The 21,755-nt window shown below is 30.9% G+C and carries 22 protein-coding genes; 7 read left to right on the top strand and 15 right to left on the bottom strand.

Features of this window, described 5'->3' with window-relative positions; translation table 11 throughout:
* Window positions 1-254: 254 nt before the first annotated feature.
* From ABNT61_RS15930 to ABNT61_RS15915, 4 genes are all read left to right on the top strand, one after another.
* Window positions 255-3,680, top strand: a complete 3,426-nt coding sequence (locus tag ABNT61_RS15930) for a methylmalonyl-CoA mutase family protein (RefSeq protein ID WP_348743941.1) — start codon at window positions 255-257, stop codon at window positions 3,678-3,680.
* A gap of 278 nt (window positions 3,681-3,958) precedes the next feature.
* Window positions 3,959-4,159 carry a hypothetical protein gene (locus ABNT61_RS15925; protein ID WP_348743940.1) on the top strand — a complete coding sequence of 67 codons (201 nt, stop codon included), beginning with the start codon at window positions 3,959-3,961 and terminating at the stop codon, window positions 4,157-4,159.
* A gap of 214 nt (window positions 4,160-4,373) precedes the next feature.
* Complete coding sequence (locus ABNT61_RS15920) at window positions 4,374-4,997, top strand: TonB-dependent receptor plug domain-containing protein (protein ID WP_348743939.1); 624 nt, start codon at window positions 4,374-4,376, stop codon at window positions 4,995-4,997.
* 139 nt (window positions 4,998-5,136) lie between these two features.
* Window positions 5,137-5,745 carry a Plug domain-containing protein gene (locus tag ABNT61_RS15915; protein ID WP_348743938.1) on the top strand — a complete coding sequence of 203 codons (609 nt, stop codon included), beginning with the start codon at window positions 5,137-5,139 and terminating at the stop codon, window positions 5,743-5,745.
* 54 nt (window positions 5,746-5,799) lie between these two features.
* Here the strand turns inward: ABNT61_RS15915 and ABNT61_RS15910 are convergent, their stop codons facing one another.
* Genes ABNT61_RS15910 through ABNT61_RS15885 form a run of 6 tightly spaced genes read right to left on the bottom strand, consistent with a single transcriptional unit; the run spans window position 5,800 to window position 9,610 of the window.
* On the bottom strand, window positions 5,800-6,510 hold the full coding sequence (locus ABNT61_RS15910) for a DUF2071 domain-containing protein (RefSeq protein ID WP_348743937.1): 711 nt from the start codon (window positions 6,508-6,510) through the stop codon (window positions 5,800-5,802).
* A 16-nt stretch (window positions 6,511-6,526) separates the two neighbouring features.
* Window positions 6,527-6,997, bottom strand: coding sequence for an SRPBCC family protein (locus ABNT61_RS15905; protein ID WP_348709766.1), 471 nt, complete (start codon window positions 6,995-6,997; stop codon window positions 6,527-6,529).
* A gap of 3 nt (window positions 6,998-7,000) precedes the next feature.
* On the bottom strand, window positions 7,001-7,894 hold the full coding sequence (locus tag ABNT61_RS15900) for a TIGR01777 family oxidoreductase (RefSeq protein WP_348743936.1): 894 nt from the start codon (window positions 7,892-7,894) through the stop codon (window positions 7,001-7,003).
* 3 nt (window positions 7,895-7,897) lie between these two features.
* The gene (locus ABNT61_RS15895; RefSeq protein ID WP_348743935.1) at window positions 7,898-8,719 is read right to left on the bottom strand and encodes a DCC1-like thiol-disulfide oxidoreductase family protein; all 822 of its coding nucleotides are present in this window, start codon (window positions 8,717-8,719) and stop codon (window positions 7,898-7,900) included.
* Window positions 8,703-9,065 (bottom strand): hypothetical protein, encoded by a 363-nt coding sequence (locus tag ABNT61_RS15890; protein ID WP_348743934.1) that lies wholly within the window; start codon window positions 9,063-9,065, stop codon window positions 8,703-8,705. The genes ABNT61_RS15895 and ABNT61_RS15890 overlap by 17 nt, the downstream gene beginning before the upstream one ends.
* Before the next feature lie 38 nt (window positions 9,066-9,103).
* On the bottom strand, window positions 9,104-9,610 hold the full coding sequence (locus ABNT61_RS15885) for a GbsR/MarR family transcriptional regulator (protein WP_348743933.1): 507 nt from the start codon (window positions 9,608-9,610) through the stop codon (window positions 9,104-9,106).
* Window positions 9,611-9,732: 122 nt separating this feature from the next.
* Between ABNT61_RS15885 and ABNT61_RS15880 the strand changes: the two genes are divergently transcribed.
* Window positions 9,733-10,215 (top strand): sigma-70 family RNA polymerase sigma factor, encoded by a 483-nt coding sequence (locus ABNT61_RS15880; protein ID WP_348743932.1) that lies wholly within the window; start codon window positions 9,733-9,735, stop codon window positions 10,213-10,215.
* Complete coding sequence (locus tag ABNT61_RS15875) at window positions 10,199-10,819, top strand: hypothetical protein (protein ID WP_348743931.1); 621 nt, start codon at window positions 10,199-10,201, stop codon at window positions 10,817-10,819. The genes ABNT61_RS15880 and ABNT61_RS15875 overlap by 17 nt, the downstream gene beginning before the upstream one ends.
* A 39-nt stretch (window positions 10,820-10,858) precedes the next feature.
* On the opposite strand, the gene recQ is transcribed toward ABNT61_RS15875, so the two are convergent.
* The 6 genes from recQ to ABNT61_RS15845 form a co-directional block, all read right to left on the bottom strand.
* Window positions 10,859-12,970 carry a DNA helicase RecQ gene (gene recQ, locus ABNT61_RS15870; protein ID WP_348743930.1) on the bottom strand — a complete coding sequence of 704 codons (2,112 nt, stop codon included), beginning with the start codon at window positions 12,968-12,970 and terminating at the stop codon, window positions 10,859-10,861.
* Window positions 12,971-13,034: 64 nt separating this feature from the next.
* Window positions 13,035-13,448 carry a VOC family protein gene (locus ABNT61_RS15865; protein ID WP_348743929.1) on the bottom strand — a complete coding sequence of 138 codons (414 nt, stop codon included), beginning with the start codon at window positions 13,446-13,448 and terminating at the stop codon, window positions 13,035-13,037.
* Window positions 13,449-13,688: 240 nt separating this feature from the next.
* Window positions 13,689-16,865 carry a S41 family peptidase gene (locus tag ABNT61_RS15860; protein ID WP_348743928.1) on the bottom strand — a complete coding sequence of 1,059 codons (3,177 nt, stop codon included), beginning with the start codon at window positions 16,863-16,865 and terminating at the stop codon, window positions 13,689-13,691.
* A 76-nt stretch (window positions 16,866-16,941) separates the two neighbouring features.
* The gene (locus ABNT61_RS15855) at window positions 16,942-17,490 is read right to left on the bottom strand and encodes a TlpA disulfide reductase family protein (protein ID WP_348743927.1); all 549 of its coding nucleotides are present in this window, start codon (window positions 17,488-17,490) and stop codon (window positions 16,942-16,944) included.
* Window positions 17,491-17,582: 92 nt separating this feature from the next.
* The gene (locus ABNT61_RS15850) at window positions 17,583-18,497 is read right to left on the bottom strand and encodes a helix-turn-helix domain-containing protein (RefSeq protein WP_348743926.1); all 915 of its coding nucleotides are present in this window, start codon (window positions 18,495-18,497) and stop codon (window positions 17,583-17,585) included.
* Between the two features lie 11 nt (window positions 18,498-18,508).
* Complete coding sequence (locus ABNT61_RS15845; protein ID WP_348743925.1) at window positions 18,509-19,270, bottom strand: SDR family NAD(P)-dependent oxidoreductase; 762 nt, start codon at window positions 19,268-19,270, stop codon at window positions 18,509-18,511.
* Window positions 19,271-19,440: 170 nt separating this feature from the next.
* Here ABNT61_RS15845 and ABNT61_RS15840 point away from each other — a divergent pair, with 170 nt between their 5' ends.
* Window positions 19,441-20,100, top strand: coding sequence for a DsbA family oxidoreductase (locus ABNT61_RS15840; RefSeq protein ID WP_348743924.1), 660 nt, complete (start codon window positions 19,441-19,443; stop codon window positions 20,098-20,100).
* Between the two features lie 68 nt (window positions 20,101-20,168).
* On the opposite strand, the gene trpA is transcribed toward ABNT61_RS15840, so the two are convergent.
* The 3 genes from trpA to ABNT61_RS15825 are packed head-to-tail and all read right to left on the bottom strand — an operon-like array spanning window position 20,169 to window position 21,750.
* Complete coding sequence (gene trpA / locus ABNT61_RS15835) at window positions 20,169-20,939, bottom strand: tryptophan synthase subunit alpha (protein WP_348743923.1); 771 nt, start codon at window positions 20,937-20,939, stop codon at window positions 20,169-20,171.
* Between the two features lie 14 nt (window positions 20,940-20,953).
* Complete coding sequence (locus tag ABNT61_RS15830) at window positions 20,954-21,352, bottom strand: hypothetical protein (protein ID WP_348743922.1); 399 nt, start codon at window positions 21,350-21,352, stop codon at window positions 20,954-20,956.
* Window positions 21,352-21,750 carry a hypothetical protein gene (locus tag ABNT61_RS15825; protein WP_348743921.1) on the bottom strand — a complete coding sequence of 133 codons (399 nt, stop codon included), beginning with the start codon at window positions 21,748-21,750 and terminating at the stop codon, window positions 21,352-21,354. The genes ABNT61_RS15830 and ABNT61_RS15825 overlap by 1 nt, the downstream gene beginning before the upstream one ends.
* Window positions 21,751-21,755 lie beyond the last annotated feature (5 nt).

The raw sequence follows: 21,755 nt of genomic DNA, 5'->3' as shown, positions 1-21,755 counted from the left end.
AGAACTCTTCGTTATTTTCTTTTATCTTTTCTATGTTGTTGAATGGATCATAAAACTTATACAATTCAGAAATGGGTATTTAGCGTATGTCAACCTTAGTTTTGAAAGAGAAGCCTATCAAAATGAGTCGAATTTGAACTATTTAAAATCGAGAAAATTATATCGTTTCTTTAACTACTTATAATCCCTAAGAATTCGTTCTATTTTTTAGGAAATCCGTAAATTGCAGCTCATTTAAACAACTAAATTTACGAATGGAACAAATAGCACCATATAAACCTAAACATAAGGTACGAATTGTAACAGCTGCGTCTTTATTTGATGGACATGATGCTGCGATCAATATTATGCGTAGAATTATACAATCTACAGGAGTTGAAGTTATACATTTAGGTCATGATAGAAGTGTAGAAGAAGTAGTGAATTGTGCTATTCAAGAAGATGCAAATGCAATTGCAATGACTTCTTATCAAGGTGGACACAACGAATACTTCAAATATATGTATGACTTACTGCAAGAGAAAGGCGCAGGTCATATCAAGATTTTTGGTGGTGGTGGTGGAGTAATTCTTCCAGAAGAAATAAAAGAATTAATGGATTATGGAATTACTCGTATTTACTCTCCTGACGATGGGCGTGAAATGGGATTACAAGGAATGATTAACGACCTTGTTCAACGATCTGATTTTGCTATTGGAGATGTTTTAAACGGAGAAGTAAACCATTTGGCAGATAAAGAAATTGGAAGTATTGCTCGTGTGATTTCATCTGCTGAAAACTTTCCAGAAGTTTCTAAGGAAACAATGGATGTTATCCACAAGAAAAATGAAACTTCAAAAACACCAGTTTTAGGAATTACAGGAACAGGTGGAGCAGGAAAATCTAGTTTAGTGGACGAATTAGTTCGACGTTTTTTAATTGATTTTCCAGAAAAAACAATTGGATTAATTTCTGTTGATCCGTCTAAAAGAAAAACAGGAGGAGCCTTATTAGGAGATAGAATTCGTATGAATGCTATTAATAATGAGCGTGTATATATGCGATCTTTAGCAACACGTCAATCTAATTTAGCTTTATCTAAATATGTAAATGAGGCAGTTGAAGTTTTAAAAGCTGCGGAATTTGATTTAATCATTTTAGAAACTTCAGGTATTGGTCAATCTGATACCGAAATCATTGAACATTCAGATGCTTCTCTATATGTGATGACTCCAGAATTTGGAGCTGCAACTCAGCTAGAGAAAATCGACATGCTTGATTTTGCTGATTTAGTTGCTATCAACAAGTTCGACAAAAGAGGTGCCTTAGATGCATTACGTGATGTGAAGAAACAATACATGCGTAATAACAATCTTTGGGATATTCCAATGGATGAAATGCCAGTTTTTGGAACTATTGCTTCTCAATTTAACGATCCAGGAATGAACTCGTTATATAAAGCGATTATGGATAAAGTTGTTGAGAAAACGGGAGCTGATTTAAAATCTACTTTTGAAATTACAAAAGAAATGTCTGAAAAGATATTTGTAATTCCTCCTGCAAGGACTCGTTATTTATCTGAGATTGCTGAGAACAACAGAGCTTACGATAAGAAAGCTAACGAACAGGAAAAAGTAGCTCAAAAATTATACGGAATCTTCAAAACTATTGAAAGTGTTTCTGAAAGTACTGTAGGTTTAGATAAATCTGGAATTGAAGAAACTTCTCTTCAGAAAACAGATGATAATTCTGACTTTTTAAAACTATTAGTTGCTGAGTTCGATCGTGTAAAAATGAACCTAGATCCATACAACTGGGAAATCATTTTAAACTGGGCAACTAAAGTTCAAAAATATAAAGATCCTATCTACTCGTTTAAAGTTAGAGATAAGGAAATTAAAATTGAAACACATACGAAATCACTATCTCATTCTGATATTCCAAAGGTAGCTTTACCTAAATATCAAGCTTGGGGAGATTTATTACGCTGGAATTTACAGGAAAATGTTCCTGGAGAATTCCCATATACTTCAGGACTATATCCTTTCAAAAGAACTGGAGAAGATCCTACTAGAATGTTTGCCGGTGAAGGTGGACCAGAACGTACAAACAGAAGATTCCACTATGTTAGTTTAGGAATGCCTGCAAAGCGTTTATCTACTGCATTTGATTCTGTTACACTTTATGGAAATGATCCTGGACACAGACCAGATATTTATGGAAAAATTGGTAATGCTGGAGTTTCTATCTGCTGTTTAGATGATGCTAAGAAATTATATTCTGGATTCGATTTAAGTCATGCTATGACTTCTGTATCGATGACAATCAATGGACCAGCACCGATGCTTTTAGGTTTCTTTATGAATGCGGCTATTGATCAGAACTGTGAGAAATATATCAAGGAACATGGTTTAGAAGCAAAAGTTGAATCAAAGCTTAAAGAATTATACGATAATAAAGGAATTGACAGACCTAAATATAATGGAGACTTACCAGAAGGAAATGATGGATTAGGATTGTTATTATTAGGAATTACTGGAGATCAAGTTTTACCAGCTGATGTGTATGCTGAAATTAAAGCCAATACATTATCTCAGGTAAGAGGTACAGTTCAGGCTGATATTTTAAAAGAAGATCAAGCTCAAAATACTTGTATTTTCTCTACAGAATTTGCTTTACGTTTAATGGGAGATGTTCAAGAATATTTTATTGAGAAAAACGTACGTAACTTCTATTCAGTATCGATTTCTGGTTATCATATTGCAGAAGCTGGAGCAAATCCTATTACTCAGTTAGCATTGACTTTAGCTAATGGATTTACCTATGTAGAATACTATTTATCAAGAGGAATGGATATTAATAAGTTTGGACCAAACTTATCTTTCTTCTTCTCTAATGGTATTGATCCTGAATATGCAGTAATTGGACGTGTTGCTCGTAAGATATGGTCAAAAGCTTTAAAGTATAAGTACGGAGCAAATGCCCGTGCACAAATGTTGAAATATCACATTCAAACTTCTGGACGTTCTTTACACGCACAGGAAATTGATTTCAATGATATCAGAACGACGTTACAAGCATTATATGCGATTTACGACAACTGTAATTCATTACATACAAATGCATACGATGAAGCGATTACAACACCAACAGAAGAAAGTGTTCGTAGAGCAATGGCAATACAGTTAATTATTAATAAAGAATTAGGATTAGCTAAAAATGAGAATCCAATTCAAGGTTCTTTCATTATTGAGGAGTTAACTGATTTAGTTGAGGAAGCAGTATTAACTGAATTCGATAGAATTACCGAACGTGGTGGAGTTTTAGGAGCGATGGAAACTATGTACCAACGTTCTAAAATTCAAGAAGAAAGCTTGTATTATGAAACTTTAAAACACACAGGTGAATTCCCAATTATTGGTGTAAACACTTTCTTAAGTTCTAAAGGATCTCCAACAGTTACTCCACAAGAAGTAATTCGTGCAACAGAGGAAGAAAAGCTATTCCAAATTAAAACGAAAGAAAACTTAAATGAAGCAAACAGCACTAAAGTTTCAGAAGAATTATCAAAGATTCAAACTGCTGCAGTTCAAAATGAGAATATTTTCGAAAAGTTAATGGAAGCTTCTAAAGTATGCTCATTAGGACAAATTACCTCAGCTTTATTTGAAGTTGGAGGACAATATAGAAGAAATATGTAATTTTCTTCAAAATACTTTACAGAATTTAGCCTCTCAAAAATGAGAGGCTTTTTTTGTTTTTAACGTTAAAATAGATTCTTAAATTCATCCATTTTTCAACAATATTTTTCTCCAAAAGTGGTATTTAACATTTTTTAACTTTTATCATTTTTGATATTTGAAAGCCTCATAAAATCTAGATTTCCTTATTTTTCAATTTACAATTACAACCTAAAAAACAGTAACATACTGTAACAAAAACAATTATTCTTCTTCTAATATGTAAAAGCATATAAAAAATGAGTAACAATTATTTTATCTTTAGTTTAATCTTTGCCACTGGCTTAGGAGCTTCATTAGGAGTGAATTTTGGAACATTAACTGGAAACCTTCCAGTAGGTATTGTATCAGGTATAGTTGCAGGTATAGTATTAGGTTTTGGAGTTGGTTATGCTCTTAAAGCTTATACCAAAAGATTTAAAATTGACACAAATATATAAGCATATATAAACTAACCTTACAACTTAAACATATTACAATCCTGAGTATTTTACTCAGGATTTTTTAATTCTTTTATTACATATTGTAATTGAAATGTTAAATTTCGCTTTAAAAATGTTAAAAAACATCGTTTTTAATGCACTACTAACTAGACAACTATAGGTTTTTTAATAAAAATTGTATCTTTATTAAGTAATTTTAAATCCCATAATTATGAAGAAGAGTTACGTTTTAATCTTTTTATTAGGTGTTTTCTTATTTCCTTTTCAATCGGAAATTAATGCACAAGACGAAAAAAAACTTACCATAGTGGTTAAGGATGCTCAAAACAACCCAATTCCTGGTGCTGTTATTTTATTTGACAATGTAAGACTTAAAAGATGGACTAATAAAAAAGGTGTTTTTAAAGCAAAATTTACTGAAACTCCTAAAGAAATCAGTGCTTTTTATCCAAAAATTGGAATTAGTAAAATAGCCTATAATGGGTCTTCTAATGTTGAAATTGTCATTAAAGAAGGTAACGATTTAGGTTTAAATAGAAGCCCAAATTCTAAAGGTATTAAGGCAATGCAGTTTAGAAACATTTACGATTATTTAAGAGGTCAAGTTCCTGGTGTTAATGTTGGTCAAAATAACCAAATTAATATTCGAGGATTTAATAGTATTAATGGTAGTACTGCACCTTTATTTGTATTGAATAGTAATGCAGTAGATCAAGTTGTTTTAGAAACTGTAGTTCCAACAACCATTAGATCGGTTGTAATTTTAAAAGGACCTGAAGCTTCAAAATATGGTTCTAGAGGAGCAAATGGAGTAATTGAAATTAATACATTTTAATTTTATCTGAAAAAATAAAAAAAATCGTTTCTAAAATTAGAAACGATTTTTTTTTTGCTTTAAAAACAAGAATTAGAGGAAAAAATCTAATACATAAAAATCAATATATTTGTAGCCTAAATTGCTTATTTAATAAACTATGAAAAAACGTAATCTGTTATTAATTCTAACATTAATCTTTTTATTTGGTAATCCTATTTCTACATTTTCTCAATCTCAGAAAAACCTTACAATTGTAGTAAAGGATTCTCAGAATAATCCTGTGTCAGGCGCCGTAATATTGTTTGACAATAAGAGACTCAAAAGATGGACTAACAAAAGAGGTGAATACAAAATAAAATACGATAAGCCTCCAAAAGAAATAAGTGCTTTCTCTCCTAAATTAGGAATTAGTAAAGTTAATTATAATGGTAAGTCAAAAATAAAAATTGTCATTCGAGATGCTAATGATTTGGATTTGCAGCAAAATCAAAATGTTAAAAATCTGGATGCCAAACAATACAAAGACATTTATGATTATTTAAGAGGACAAGTTCCAGGAGTTCATATTGGACCTTCCAACGCTATAAGCATTAGAGGTTTTATGGGTAACCCATTATTTGTTTTAAATGGAGGTGCAGTAGATCAAGATGTTATTACAAGTCTTGTACCAACAAATATTAAATCAGTAAGGGTTTTAAAAGGTTCTGAGGCTGCTATATATGGATTGAGAGGATCTAAGGGAATTATTGAATTCACTACCTTTTAAATTTACATTCAAGAAATAAAACAAAACCCTGTATCTAAAATTAGAAACGGGGTTTTATTTTAGTACTACTTTATCTTCAACAGAAATCTCTGATCCTTCCAACAAAAAAATACTATTAGGGTTAGCTTGGTTTAAAAACTCAAATTCATCACCATAGTTTGATTTAAAATCAACTTCCACTGAATGTTGCTTTACCGGATAATACTTCCATCTCGGATGTCTCACTTCATATTCTGTAGTTTCTTTAGCATTCTTTTTAGAGTATCCCCAATAATGTTCTGCTATAAATTCTACTACTGAGTTTGGTTGAATTTCATTCAATCTATTTTGGGCTTGTATAGCCATCGAATTCCAGCTATTATTTTTCTTCCATTGATACGTTACATTAACTGAATCATTGCTAGTCTCCCACGAATGTTTCATTGGTAACGTTTCATAATTTTCATTATAAATTGTATTCGCAATAAAAGTAATTGCTGGTTTAGGTACAATTTCTTTAATAAAAACAACTCCTCTTTTAACTCCTTCATCAAAGGCTTTTCTAACATAAAACCTCAAATTAACTTCTTCGAAATTTACATGAAATGGAATTTTAACTCCTAATAACTTGGTATTTAAAAACATAAAACCCACTAAACTAATGTAGCATTTACCTTCAAAAAAGTCTAATTCGGTTCCTTTTGGAACATATGGTTTTAATATCTCAGGATTAATCTCATAATTAACCATAACTAACTTCCTCCACTCTGCTTTCAGAAAACTCATAACTACATGTTTTTATTTATATAATTTGCCTCCACTTATCAGTTTCAGCATATAATTTAATTGTATTATTTCGTTCAATTAAAAACTGCTTCATGTACTTTTTAAGAAATAGAAAATCGATAAACTTACCCAGAAAACCAAGTGGACTTACAAATTCCATAACATCAACCAATGTGGTTGTGTTATTCTCATGAGAGAAAAAATGTTCGTGTTTAAAACTTTTAAATGCTCCTGAAATCATTTTATCCGCAAAATATTCAGAAGGACGACATCCTGTTACTTTCGACGTGAAATTTTGATAAACACCTAAATGTTTTGCTCGCCAAGTTACGGTTTCATCCAACTCAATCAATCCAGATTTTCTTCCTGCAATGGCTTTTTCATCTGTTTTTTGAGCTGAAATTTTGTGTAAGTCAATACTTCTAGATAAATCAAATACTAGTTCTTTTTTTGCTTTAATCTTTGTAAATAAAATAATTGTTGGCATAAGCTAAATTTTAAATTCGTTAAACTTTGTAGTACCAAATTCGAAACCTAGATCTAGAAGTTTTTGGGGGTATACTCTTCTACTTTTTAATAGCAATTCTGTTTCGGTTCCGATAATCTTCGCACCTATACTTAATAACAGTTTTGGAGCATTAATCCCTACTAGAACTTTTAATTTCTTACGAAGTTCTTTTTGAAATCCTCTATTTGTAATTGGATTCGGCACACACAAATTATAAACACCTGATGGCTTATGTATTAAATAGTCAATTGCTCGCACATAGTCTTTCTCGGTAATCCAACTGATAAATTGATTCCCTTTTCCTTGTTGTCCTCCTAAACCGAATTTGGTCATTCTCTTCATAAGAGGAAAAGCTCCACCTTGATTACCCAAAACAATCGAAGTTCTCGTAACAATCTTTCGTGTTTTTGGTAATTCGTAACTATTAAATACTTGTTCCCATTTTTTACAAACATCCATGGAGAAATCTATTCCGATTTCACCATCTTTTTCAGTCATTAATTTATCTTCCGAATGCCTATAAATAGTAGCTGAAGAAGACTGGATAAATACTTTAGGTGGTATTTTTAGCTCTTGAACTATTTCGCATAATAATGCTGTGCTTTGTAACCTGCTTGCATAAATTTCTGCTTTATTTTCTTTAGTATATCTGCAGTTAACAGATTTCCCTGTTAGATTTATTAAAACATCTGTTTCTTCAAGAAGCTCTGTCCAATATCCTTTGGTTTTACCATCCCATTGTATATAATTTACATTTTTAGAATTTAGTTTTTGACTTCTGGTTAAAATGTAAATTTTATTCTCTTTTTCTTGTGTATAATATTCGGTAAGCAACTTTCCCAAATATCCAGTTCCTCCAGCTATAACTATTTTCATCACTTATACATTTAATATTATCATTCCTATTACTAATCGGTAACCTATCCACGTCCAACTTAAATATGCTGGCAATTGAAGAAGTCTAATTCTTCTTTTATGCTCAAAAAACATCAGTGCAACTGTTCCTGAAAAACCGAAGATTATTATAAATTGAGAAAGCTCAATCAGACTATTTAAAATTAATAATTGGCCCAAGGCAATACATCCAAATAAGGACACAGTTATCACATTACCCATATAATTAATTCGGGTTTGATGATCTTCTTTTAGCACAAATATGTACTGAGAAAGTAACATTCCTAAGGCAAGTAGAATTTCTCTATAATAACTTGATTTTGGAAGGATAGTTATCAAGTCTGAAAAATGAAAAAGTGTAACTACAGTAATTATTAAACCAAAAACAATATAAAATAATCGATATTTCAAATTGAAACTTGGAGAACACTCTAAACTATTCTCTTCCTTTTTTTCAGAAGGCATAATAACTTTTCTGTTATAGGAAATAAAAGAATACAATCGTTTTAAAAAGAACTTTACCAGTTTTATATTTCCAACTTTCTCCACTAAAGGAAAAGAAAAACCAATTACTTTTAGTAAGCTATCGATTCCATAGATAACCTCATTTTTCTCAGTATCTACTAATGCGATTTCATTTGCAGCTCTTGGAACATCAATAAATTCTCTTTCATGTTCAGTAATTTCACAATAGGGTTTTCGTCCTTCTTTATCGAGCATTTTTGTATTAATAAATGTACTCGTGTAGGCTTTGCATAAAGGACAATCTTCATCGTAAAGTATGGTGTGGTTATTCAATGTTTTCATGGCTAAGATTTTTTTCTAAAATATAGGTTACACTTAAGGCTAAGAGAATGGGAAGACTAAATAGAATAATAGACAAGACTTTAGTTTGAAATTGATCATCTATATTATAAATAGAGCGCCAAGTGATAAAATGAGAAATTACGAGTAAAAAGTATACAATTAAAAAAACTCTCACATTCTTATCATAATTATCCCAATTCAACAACATCTTAAGACAAAATAGAATCTGTAAAAAGCCTAGTGGTATCGCTACTAATGCAGCAATAAAAACCCAACCAATATCAAGAATGCCAACTAAAAGCATCAAAACCATAGGTATCATAAATATTCTATTTATTATTTTCATATTTTCAGAAATTATTGAAAGTTTGTGTTTAAATTTTTTTACTTTTTAATCATTTTAGTAAAATTAGATAGTAACCAATGCTCATCAGCTCTAATCGCTTTATCTAAAATTCCATTTACTGTTGTAGTTACTGAAGATAAATCATTCATTAACTTCTTGAAAGATTCTGCCTCTTCTGAGTTTTCCTCTACTCCACTTTTTAATTCATCCAAAATTCTAAGAACTGGTTCAATCTCTCTTTTCTTTCTCTCTTTAGTTACCTGTTTAAAAAGCTCCCAAATATCTTTATCTGCAACGAAAAACTCCTTACGTTCTCCAACTACAAACTCTTTTCTCACAATCCCCCAGTCAATTAATGCTCTAACATTCATGTTTACATTACCTCGAGAAATTTTAAGAGCTTCCATAATTTCATCTGCAGACAATGGTTTTGTAGAAACTAATAATAACGCATGTACTTGAGCCATAGTTTTATTTATGCCCCAGCTTGTAGCTAAACTTCCCCAAGTATGTATGTATTTTATTTTTGCGTCTTCTAACTTCATAGGACAAATATAGAATTAATTTCTAAACTTTCAAAAATTATTGAAAATAAAATATTTTAAAAAATTTATCTTTCTTGTAATATTTTAAATTCTCGATTTACTAATCAAGTAAATATTAAATTTTGAGTAACGATTTTTATACAACTTCTATTCTACCGCATGCTGGTTTAATTATAAAAATTTGTAGAGCGTATACAGATTCTCAAGAAGACTTTGAAGATTTTTATCAGGAAGCCTGTTTACAAATATGGAAAACAAGAGAAGCCTTTCAACAAAAATCTAAATGGTCTACATGGATCTATAGAATTACTTTAAATGTATGCTTAACCTTAAGCAAAAAGAAGCAGAGACAGAACCGAAAAATTTCCTTTTCAAATGAGCTGTCTGAACATAATAGTGCCTTTGCAAACGAACATTTGAATTTGTTATATGACGCGATTAAAAAACTTTCTGAGGTAGATAGAGCTATTATTTTATTGCATTTAGAAGAAAATCCTTACAAAGAAATTGCTGCTGTTATTGGAACTAGCGCTAACAATATTGCAGTTAGAATAAACAGAATTAAAAAACAATTAAAAGAATTATTAGATGGAAAAATCAATTGAAAAAATATGGAATGAGGCTTTTATTACTGAAGACTCATTGATTGCACCTAAAATAAATGACTTATACAATCAGAAATCTAAATCGATAATTAATAAAATTAAAAGAACATACGAATTCGATAATAGAGGATTATTACCTATGGCAGGAATTGTAACGATTGGAGGAATATTATTATCTGAAACTATAATTGGTTTATATGGAACTTTTCTAATTCTTGCATTGTATGTTTTTAACTCAAGGTTATTAAAACGTTTTAATTCTTTGGATATAAAATCTGACAATTTGAATTACTTAAAAAGTTACAGAAGAATTATAAGTTCAATTACACGATCTACAAAAAAACTATTTATGTTTGCTTTACCTCTTGCGGTATTGTCAATTTTTGTTCTTGCATTCTTCATAAAAGATGAAAGCTTTTTATCAAGGTTTATTACAGACGATACTACCTTATTACAAACTTTAGGAATTGGAGCTTTAATTGCGGTTTGTATCTCTATAATTTGCACTATTGCTTACACAATTTCTACAAGAATTTTATACAGCACCTTATTCTCTAAACTTGATGATATTATTATTGAAATGGAGAATTTAAAAGAACAATAAATAAAAAACGCCATCTCATTTCTAAGATGGCGTTTCTATTTAAATAGTCTTTTTTTGTAATATCGTTAACCCTATTCTGATTTGTTTGTAGGAAACTTTCTCTCCTAAAAATTCAAAATAAGGTTTTAGTGCAGTTTCATTTTTTAATACTTTTTTCGCATTCTGAATTAACTTCAACGTATTAGTATCAATAAACTTATCCAAACTTATATCTTTTCCTTCCAGATACAATTTAGCTAGATGTGAGAATATTGTTTGTTCTTTTAATCCTCGCCGAATTGCTATCTCTTCAACAGAAAATCCTTCCTGATATAATTTATAGGTTTCTAATGTAGTATCCTTTTTTCCTTTTTTCTTTTCTTTTATAAAAGATCTGATTTCTTCCATGAACTCGCCTCCATACACTTCTAATTTTCTTTGCCCAACTCCACTAATTGCAAGAAATTCATTGTCTGTTTGCGGTCTTTGTGTTTCTAGCTCCCTTAACGTAGCGTCACTAAATACTAAATAAGCAGCAATGTCTTCTTCTTGAGCAATTTGATATCTCAATTTTCTTAATCTTTCGAACAAGGTATCTTTTGTAGCTGTTTTTTTCTTCGGCACTTTTTTCTGGGCAGGAGTTTCTTTCTGAAGTACTGTTGGAACGGTTAATCTAACTTTTTCTCCTTTAAATAATACTTTCTCTGAAAAAGCTGTCAATTGCAATGTATTATTCAAATGAAAAGCAATTTGACAAAACCCTTGATTGATCAATTGAATCATATAATGTTGCCAATCTCTCCATGAAATATCTTTTCCAACTCCGTACGTTTTTAAAGTATTGTAATTTTTATCTAGAACTGCTGCATTTTGAGCTCCTCTTAAGACATCAATCACAGTTCCCATAGCTTCTTTACCTTTCAATCTATAAATAGCAGATAATGCCTTTTGTGCAATCAATGTTCCATCAAAAAACTGTGGTGGATTCTTACATACATCACAATTTCCACAATCATCTTCCACCAGTTCACCAAAATAACTCAATAAAATTCTCCTTCTACAAACAGTTGCTTCTGCAAACTGTTTCATTCTTTCCAATTTTGCGTCTTGTACTTCCTGATTTCCTGTTTTGGCAATAAACTGTCGTAATTGAATAACATCAGCATAACTATGAAAAAGTAATGCATGAGAAGCTAATCCGTCTCTTCCTGCTCTTCCTATTTCTTGATAATATCCCTCAATATTTTTCGGCATATTATAGTGAATTACCCAACGAACGTTAGATTTATCAATACCCATTCCGAACGCAATCGTCGCGCATATAATTGGAATATCATCTTTTATAAAATCTTCTTGTATTGACGATCTTTCTTCAAAAGATAAACCTGCATGATATGCTTTGGCTTTTATACCGTTTTGAGATAATTTGTTTGCTAATTGTTCTGTAGCTTTTCTACTTAAACAATACAAAATTCCAGATTCGTTTCCTCTCTTATTAATAAACTTTATAATCTGATTAACCCTGTCATTTGCTGGACGAACTTCTAACGCAATATTTTCTCGATTAAAAGAACTAACATAACGTGTAGCATGTGGAATAGCTAGTTGCTCAAGAATATCTTCCTGAGTTGCTTTATCGGCAGTTGCAGTTAAAGCTACAACTGGAACCTCTGGCAACGACTTTTTAAGGAAAGCTAATTGTTTATATGAAGGACGAAAATCGTGTCCCCAAGATGAAATACAATGTGCTTCGTCAATCGCAATGCAACTAATGTAATTCTGATTTAGAATATTCTGTAAAAAAGGAAGACTTTCTGGTGCTACATAGAGCAACTTTACTTCTTTATTTACAACAGCATCAAAAACTTGTTGTTGTTCTTCGCTAGACTGGCTACTATTAAAATAAGTTGCTGGAATTCCATTAGCCTTCAAGCTATCCACCTGATCTTTCATTAAAGCAATTAATGGAGAAATTACGAGCGTAATTCCATCAAAGCATAAAGCCGGAAGTTGGAAACAAATTGACTTTCCTCCTCCGGTTGGCATAATTACCAAAGTATCCTTATTTGCTAATATATTCTCAACAATCTTTTGCTGCTCTAATCGAAAGCTATCATATCCAAAATTCGATTTTAGTTTCTGCAACAATTCCTTCTCGCCAATTAAATTCATTTGGCAAAAGTACCATAAAAAAAGCGCAGCATAAATAGTATAACAGCACTTTATATTTTAAAATTTAAATAAAAATTTCGTCTCTTCTTCTAAAGGTTTTAAACTCTATATAATAACCATTTGGATCTTGAACTATGAAGGTACTTTGTTCTCCATTTTTATCTTCAAAAAATGTTTTTTTAACTACGGTATCAAACATCCATTGACTATTGATTTTATCATAAGTGTTTTCCCACTCATCACTATCTAAAACAACTCCGAAATGAAAAGATGGCAACTCTTCATTATCCAATGAATAAAAAGGGAATTTAAAATCAAAGTTTTCAGTAAGAACAAAAGTTAATTGATGTCCGAATAAATTAATATCTACCCAATTCTCAGTTTTTCTTCCGATTTCTGACTCTAATTGATCTTTGTAATAATTAATTGTCTCTTCAATATTTTTACATGGAAGTGACATATGAAAACATGAATTCATACACTATTGTTTTAAGTTCTTATTATGTAAAGACTACAAAGTTTATGACATTAGTATTTAGTAATACGGGGGCTTAAAAACGACTTTTACGTTCAATAGTAAATTCGATAAGAATTTATCTATAATTCAACATTGTAGAATACAAAAGGTAAGCATTTAAATTAACATTTACTAGTCTAGAAATAAAAAAGCCTCGGATTTTCCGAGGCTTTATATGGTTTGAACTATATTGAAATAGAATTAGTTTATATCTTGTAATAATACTTCTACTGCTTTTTTCAATTGATCATCTTCTCCTCTTTCTTTCCATCCTGGAGCATTTTTGATCAAATAATCTGGTACAGCAGGAGCATCATTCTCCATATTTTTTCCTGAAGCCTTTACAAACCAAGCTCTAAATGGCATTCTTATAAAACCATTCTGTAATCTTTGTCCTCCTGTAGAAATTACAGCTCCAAATGTTGGCTGTCCTACTAACTTTCCTAAACCTAAATTTTTGAAAGCATGAGAGAAAATTTCTGCATTGGAATAACTATTCTCATTACATAAAGCAACAACAGGCTTCGTATTTACCGATAAAATTGCTCTTTCATTGAATGGATAATTTCCTGTGAACTTTTTATGATCTTTTAAAGATTTTGCAGCTCCTCTTGGAATTGTATACGCATGTTGTTTTACATTTAACACCGCCATTAATCTATCGGTAGTCCAACCTCCACCATTATATCTTACGTCAATTACAATACCTTTTTTACCGTAACCGCTAGCTTTTAATTCTCTTTCAAAACGTTCAAAACTTGGCATACTCATTCCTCTAATGTGGATATAACCTAATTGTCCGTTTGAATACTTTTCTACTAACTTTTTTCTTGATTCAATCCACTCTTCATATTGTAACGTATTTAAGCTAGATTGTGGTCTTAAGATTACATCTTTACCAGAAGCTAAAGTCAATAAAATTTCATTATTAACTGTATTCTTTAATAAACTATAGAAATTTGTTTTTGAATCGATTTTTACTCCATTAACTGAAGTAATTACATCTCCAACTTTTAATTTACTTTTAGTTTTATCAGCAACTGAATTAGAAAGTACATACTCAACTTTAACTCCATTACTTACGTTTTTAACCTCTAAACCAAGTAAACCAATTTTATCACTTTCATTTCTTGGAGCTCCACCTCTATATCCCATGTGGCTTGCATTTAACTGACCTAGCAGTAAATTGAACATGTAAGTATAATCTTCATGAGTTGTAGCTGATAATACCCAAGGTTTATATTTTTTAACTAATGATTTCCAATCGTACCCATGGAAATTTGGATCATAAAACCCTGCAGTTAACGCACGAATTCCTTCATCGAATACTTGCTCTCTTTCTTTTAGAACATTCTTCTTAACAATGGCTGTATGAGGTAATGCAGTTATTTTATCAGATTTAGTATTCAGTTCTTTTAAAACTCCTCTAGAAGTAAAATATAATTTTCCGTTTTGGAAAGATAAATTAAAGAAACCTGAAGCTCCTTTCACTATTTTTGGCGCAGTTCCGTCCCACTTTACTTTATATAAATTTCTTCTTTTTGTAGAAGGATCTGTTGCAGAGAAATAAATATTTTTACTGTCCGCACTAAACGCCATACTGAATTCATTATCAGACAATGATGTTACTTGAACTAATCTTTCATATAATCTATCCTCATCTATAGTAACAGTTACCTTTTTCTTTGCTGGCTTCTTATCTTTCTTCTTAGCATCCTTTCCTTCTTTCTTGTCTTTTTTAGGCTCTTCAGCTACATAATAATCACCCTGATCTCTATCTGTTTTTGTTTTTTCCCAATCTTCCTTTTGTAACCAAACCATCCAAACATCGTAATTTAAACCACTTCTATTGGATAGGAAAGCTAGCTTTTTACCATCTTGACTCCAAACTGGGCTTGTATCACTTCTTGGATGCATACTTACGTTCATCTGCTTCGATTTATCTTTTACCGAATGAATGAATATTTCACTATCAAAGTTTAAATCTTCTAAAGAGTATGCGATGTACTCACTATCTGGACTCCAAGATAATCCGCTTGCATCTGTCCAACTATCAATAAAAACTTCTCTATTTTCTATTTTACCGTCTTTGATATCAGCAACAATTAATTTACCTCTACCAACGCCATAAGCGATTTTCTTTCTATCAGGTGAAACAACAAAATAAGCTACATCCTCTTTTTCTTTTGTTAGCTTGTTGTGCTCTAATTTTAATGATCTTTCTAATCCTACTTTATCATCTGCTGAACGCACACTATAAATCTGGAAGCTTCCATCTTTATCTGATAAGTAAATTGCTGTTTTATCATCTAACCAACCTGCGCCTTTATCTCTACTATAGTCTTTAGTTACATTATTAGCGTGTTTCTTTTCTTTATCATTATGTTTCACAAACATCTCTCCTGAAATATTCAAGGCGATCTTCTTTCCATTTGGAGATATTGCAAAAGCATTTGCTCCATTTCTCATAGTAGAAACACTCTCTTCTGCAAAAAGATTATCAGAGATTACATCGATAGATAGTTTAGTCGTTTTTCCATCTTTTAACAAAAACGTTTCAATTCCACTGGTATACACAATTGTACCGTTGTTACTTACAGAAAACGAACGAACACCATCAACTTTTAAACTCGTTAATTGTTCTGGTGTTCCACTTGCGTTTCCATCTGCAGAAACTTTTTGCTTATAGATATTATACCTTCCACTTGCAGCTCCTATGTAGTATAAATTATTGTTAGCATCCCAAGCTGGATTATGATCATTTTTATTACTCGTTGTAATTTGGATGTATTTTTTTGTTTTTGGATTGAAAATCCAAATATCTCTTTGAGCAGAACCACTATAATCTTCTCTGGCAATTCTACATGCTCCTTTTACATAAGCAACTAAACCGTTTGGTGCAATTACTGCATCAGATCCATAAGCAGTTAAAAAACGTTCTGGAGTTCCTCCATTTTCGCTTACTTCATAAATTTGTTGATCCCACTCTGGACCAGAATACACTCGTTTTGTAGTGAAAATAACATCTCCTTTTGACGTCCAGTTTGAAGGGATATTAAATGTTGGATAATACGTTAATTGCTTAGGAATTCCTCCTTGTGTTGATGTTGTGAATACGTTTGTATTTCCCTTTCTATTGGAAGCAAAAGCGATTTCAGTTCCGTTTGTATTCCAAACTGGATTACTATCATATCCTTTATTGATAGTTAGTCGTTTTGATGTTTTAGAATTGATATTGTACGTCCAAATATCTCCATAATAACTAAAGGCTATATTATTACCATCAGGACTAATTTCTGTATTTCGTAAAAGGTTTTGAGCAATACCATTGTGCATAATAAATGCTATTGCCAGTAGGAGTAAACTTCTATGTTTCATTATTTAGTTGATTTTTCAGCTAATTTAAAGCTTTGCGAAACAGGAAGATATATTTTAAGTTTTTTTTAACAAGACTTTAATCGAGTAAAATTTCATCGATAAAACTGAGAAAACTTACACTATTCCAATTGGCCGCACCAGATTTATCGACACGAATATTTCCGGATTTATCGAGAATAAATGTTCTTGGAATTGAATTCACAGGAGGTAATTCATTTAAGTAACTTCCATTTGATTGATAGACTGGAAATTCATATCCAGTTTGTTTGAAAAATTTTAAAATTTCCTCTTCATCCTCATTAGATATAAAAACAAAAGCAACTTTATCTTGATACTTATTATAAAACTCCTGAATAGATGGTAATTCTGCGACACATGGTGGACACCATGTAGCCCAAAAATTAAGAAAAACTACCTTTCCTTTAAAATCATAAAAATTAATATCATCTGTATTTAATCCTTTTAATTTCCAATTATAATTAAATACACGAGCACTTTTCTCTACTTTCTCAATAGATGGACTAAAAGAAAGCTGACGTATAAACCAAATCCTACTTGGTTTATACAAAAGAAGGAAAATAGCAATCCCGAATATTAGATTGGATAATGTAAGGTGTTTTTTCAAATCGTTATCAGATTAAATTATAGCAAAAATACTTATAGTTTTAGGCTTTGTCATTTAATCATCTAAAAACTAACATTAATTTATTATAAATTCTAGTTAAATTTCCTTCTAAATTCCACTGGTGACATATCTGTCTTATTCTTAAATAATTTGGTAAAGGAAGATGGATATTCGAATCCGAGTTTATACGCAATTTCACTTACAGAGGAATTGGTTATGGTTAACTCTTCTTTTGCCTTTTTAATTATTGAACTTTGAATGTGCTGTTGTGTATTTTGACCCGTTAAATGTTTTAAAACTCCTGTTAAATAATTTGGGGTAACCGATAATTTTTCGGCTATTTTCTGAACAGTTGGCAAACCTTTTTCTTCTAACTCATTATCAGATAAAGAATTTATCAGAACTAATTCAAAATCATTTAAAATTCTATGATTTAACTTTTCTCTAGTTATAAATTGCCGCTCATAAAAACGGTTCGCATAATTCAATAATGTCGTTAGTTGAGAGATAATAATATCTTGACTAAACTTATCAATATTTGAAGCGTATTCCGACGAAATATTTTCTAATAATGAAATTATTAAATGCTCCTCTTTTTCAGAAAGAAATAAAGCTTCACTTACAGAATATCCGAAAAAATCATAATTCTTTATCTTTTTAGCAAGATCAGTATTCCAAAAGAAGTCGGGATGAATTAATAAAAGCCATCCCGTTGGTTTTGTATTTAAATTTGGATTTTCTCCTAAACTCATAACTTGATTCGGAGCAATAAAAGTCATAACTCCTTCATCAAAATCATATTCTTGCTGTCCATAAAAAAACTTATAAGCTACATTTCTTTTTAAGCCAATCGTATAATAATCCTGTCGCCATTTAATTTCTTTAATATTTTCTGGATACTTAATTTGAGTGTAATCAATTAAGCTAATTAATGGATGCTGTGGAGCTTTTAAGTTGGCTAACTTATGATAGTCAGAAATTCTTTTAAAATGCAATAATTCTTTCATGATGCTTAAAATTATAAAACCATTCCTCCCGAAACTTCAATGCGTTGACCGTTAATCCATCCTGCTTTTTCAGAACATAAAAATGAAACAACGCCTCCAATATCTTCAGCCTCTCCAACACGACCTAGTGCTGTAATATTTTCTATTATTGTTCTTTTCTCCAAATTATCTCTATTTGTTGCACCAGCAAAGTCTGTTGCAATTGCTCCAGGCGCAACTACATTCGCCGTAATTTTTCGTTCACCTAATTCCTTGGCTAAATATTTTGTAAACGTTTCAACTGCCGACTTCATTATAGCATATGAAGACATTCCAGGTAAACTAAATCGTGTTAAACCACTTGAAATATTAATAATTCTACCTGATTGGTTCATATATTTTAGTGCTTTTTGAGTTAGAAAATAAACACTTTTTAAATGAATATTTAACATCGTATCAAACTGTTCCTCCTCTGTATCTTTCACCAAATTAAAAGTTCCTGTTCCTGCATTATTGATTAAAAAATCAAAATTCGGCATTCCATAATTCTCTTCCTGATACTTCACTACATTTTGTAAAAACTCCTCTCCACTTTTTAGATCATTTGCGTCATAATGAAAAGCAACTGCATTTGCACCATAGTGTTTGACTTCCTCAATTACTTCATCCGCTTTATCCTTTTGACTATGGTAGGAAAAGATAATATTGTGCTGCTCTTTTGCAAGGTTTAAAACCATTTCTCTTCCTAAACCTCTACTTCCACCTGTAACTATTGCTGTTTTCTTTGAATTCATTTTTTCTTCGTTTAAAATTACACCACAAAATTCAGGCATTTATTACCTTTAAACTTTTCCAAATCTCTCTTATACTTTTCCAAATCTACTTTAGGATAAAAAAAGAAACATTTGTAAGATATAATGAATAAAAACTACCAATAGAAAAAATTAATATCATTTAAATATAGATGAAAGATACATTAAAAATAGATATCGTTTCTGATGTTGTTTGCCCTTGGTGTACCGTTGGATATAAGCACTTACAAAAAGCAATTGACGAATTAAATATAGCAGACCAAGTAGAAATTGAATGGCAACCTTTTGAGTTAAATCCTCATATGCCAGCAGAAGGTCAGGATTTAACAGAACACATTACTCAAAAATATGGTTCTACCAAAGAACAACATGAAGCTTCTAGGCAAAGATTAGTTGATGCTGGAGCTAATGTTGATTTTACATTTGACTTTTATGAAGGAATGCGAATTGTTAACACTTTTGATGCTCATATTTTACTAGAATATGCTAAGAAGTTTGGTAAACAAACTGAATTAAAAATGCGATTAACTACAGCCTATTTCAGCGAACGAAAAGATGTTTCTAAAGAAGAAGTTTTAAAGGAAGCTTTATTAGCCGTTGGTTTAAATGCGGATGAAGCTTTGGCAAAATTAAAAGATGATGAAGCTCGTTATGAAGTTCAAAGCAATAAGCAATATTGGCAAAATCTTGGAGTAAGATCTGTACCCACTATAGTTTTTAACAGAAAGGAAGCTGTTACTGGGGCACAACCGATTGGAGTTTTTAAATCTATTTTAAAAGAATTTACCAATTCAACCAAAGTTAAATCATAATAAACAAATTATATAAAAGCCTCACTAAAATTAATTTAATGAGGCTTTTTTTTATAAAATACTTAGAACTATTCTCCTTTTATACTTTTTACAAAACCTGCTGTTCCATCCACTCCATCTTTGTCTAAACTCTTAATAAAAGCAGATCCGATAATCGCTCCATTTCCATATTCACAAGCTTTTGTAAACGTTGCATTATCAGAAATACCGAACCCAATAATTAACTTACTTTTTAAGTTCATTGATTTAATTCTTTCGAAATAATCAATTTGCTGTTGAGAAATTTCACCTTTTGCTCCTGTAATTGATGAAGAAGCTACCATGTAAATAAAACCTTCTGTTAATTCATCTATTTTACGAATTCTCTCATCTGGAGTTTTTGGTGTGATTAAAAACACATTCGTAATTCCGTATTTCGCAAATAAAGCTTTGTAATGCGTTTCATATTCAACCATTGGTAAATCAGGAATAATCACCGTATCAATTCCACAATCCACTACTTTTTGACAAAAAGCATCCTCTCCGTATTTGATAATTTGGTTTACATATCCCATTAACACTAACGGTGTTGTATTTTTATCTTTTAAAGACTGAAGTTGCTCGAAAACAACATCTAAGTTCATTCCATTTTTTAATGCCACAGAACTACTATGCTGAATTGTTGGTCCATCCGCCAAAGGATCTGAATAAGGTAAACCAACTTCGATAAAATCAACTCCGTTACTTCCTAATTCCGTAATAATTTTTTCAGTTCCATTTAAATCTGGAAATCCAGCTGTAAAAAATATAGATAAAAGGTTTTTATCTTTCTTTTGAAATATTTGTTGAATTGTATTCATTTTTAATGTGGTTTCTATTTAGTTCTTTTTTCTTCCTCTCTGAGGAATTCTAACTTTTTTAATGCTTGCCCTACAGTTAATTCAGCTCCTCCTTCCATTAGATATACTTCCTTTGCATTCATATGTCTAGCAGAATCAATTAAAGCTCTTTTTTCAACTTCAGACAAACCTCCTTCAAGAATTTCCATTTGATGTACAAGCATTCTATGTGCTCCCCAATTACTAATAAAATCTCTTAGTATAGTATTAACAAAATTCTCTCCTACTTGATAATCTGCCCAAAGAATCCTAGTACTTGAAAAAGGTTGTGTTGCATTTTTTTCAACAAACTTCCCCGACATTAAATCAATAATCTTCACTTTGTTCTTATACAATACTAAATAAATTAAGTTTGTTTTAAAGATTCCAAACATTATGAATTTTTAAAATTATTGAGTTTAACGATCGCTTGTTCAATTGATAATTCTTCTTCATCTTCAATGACAAAAACATCTACTGCTGAGCTATGTCGAATTGCATCAATCAAAGCTCTCTCCTCTACTTGTGATAATCCTTCATTTATCATTTCCAATTGATGTGCTAAAACAATTAAGGAACGTGAAAAAAAGCTTCCTAACCTTGGAACTAATTCACAAATTAATGAGCTTAAAAAACGTTCACCTTCCGTAAAATTTGCAAATAATATTTTCGAATTTGAAAATGGAATAACTGCATTTCTTTCAATAAACAATCCATTATCTAGTCTGTATACTTTTATTCTGTCTTTATAGAAAAGAATATAGATTGGTATTGGTTTAAAAAATGCTAGCATAAAAT

Origin of the sequence: Tenacibaculum sp. 190524A05c, from assembly GCF_964036595.1 — a bacterium.
GTDB classification, from domain to species: domain Bacteria; phylum Bacteroidota; class Bacteroidia; order Flavobacteriales; family Flavobacteriaceae; genus Polaribacter; species Polaribacter platacis.
This window is presented reverse-complemented; position numbering and strand designations above follow the sequence as displayed.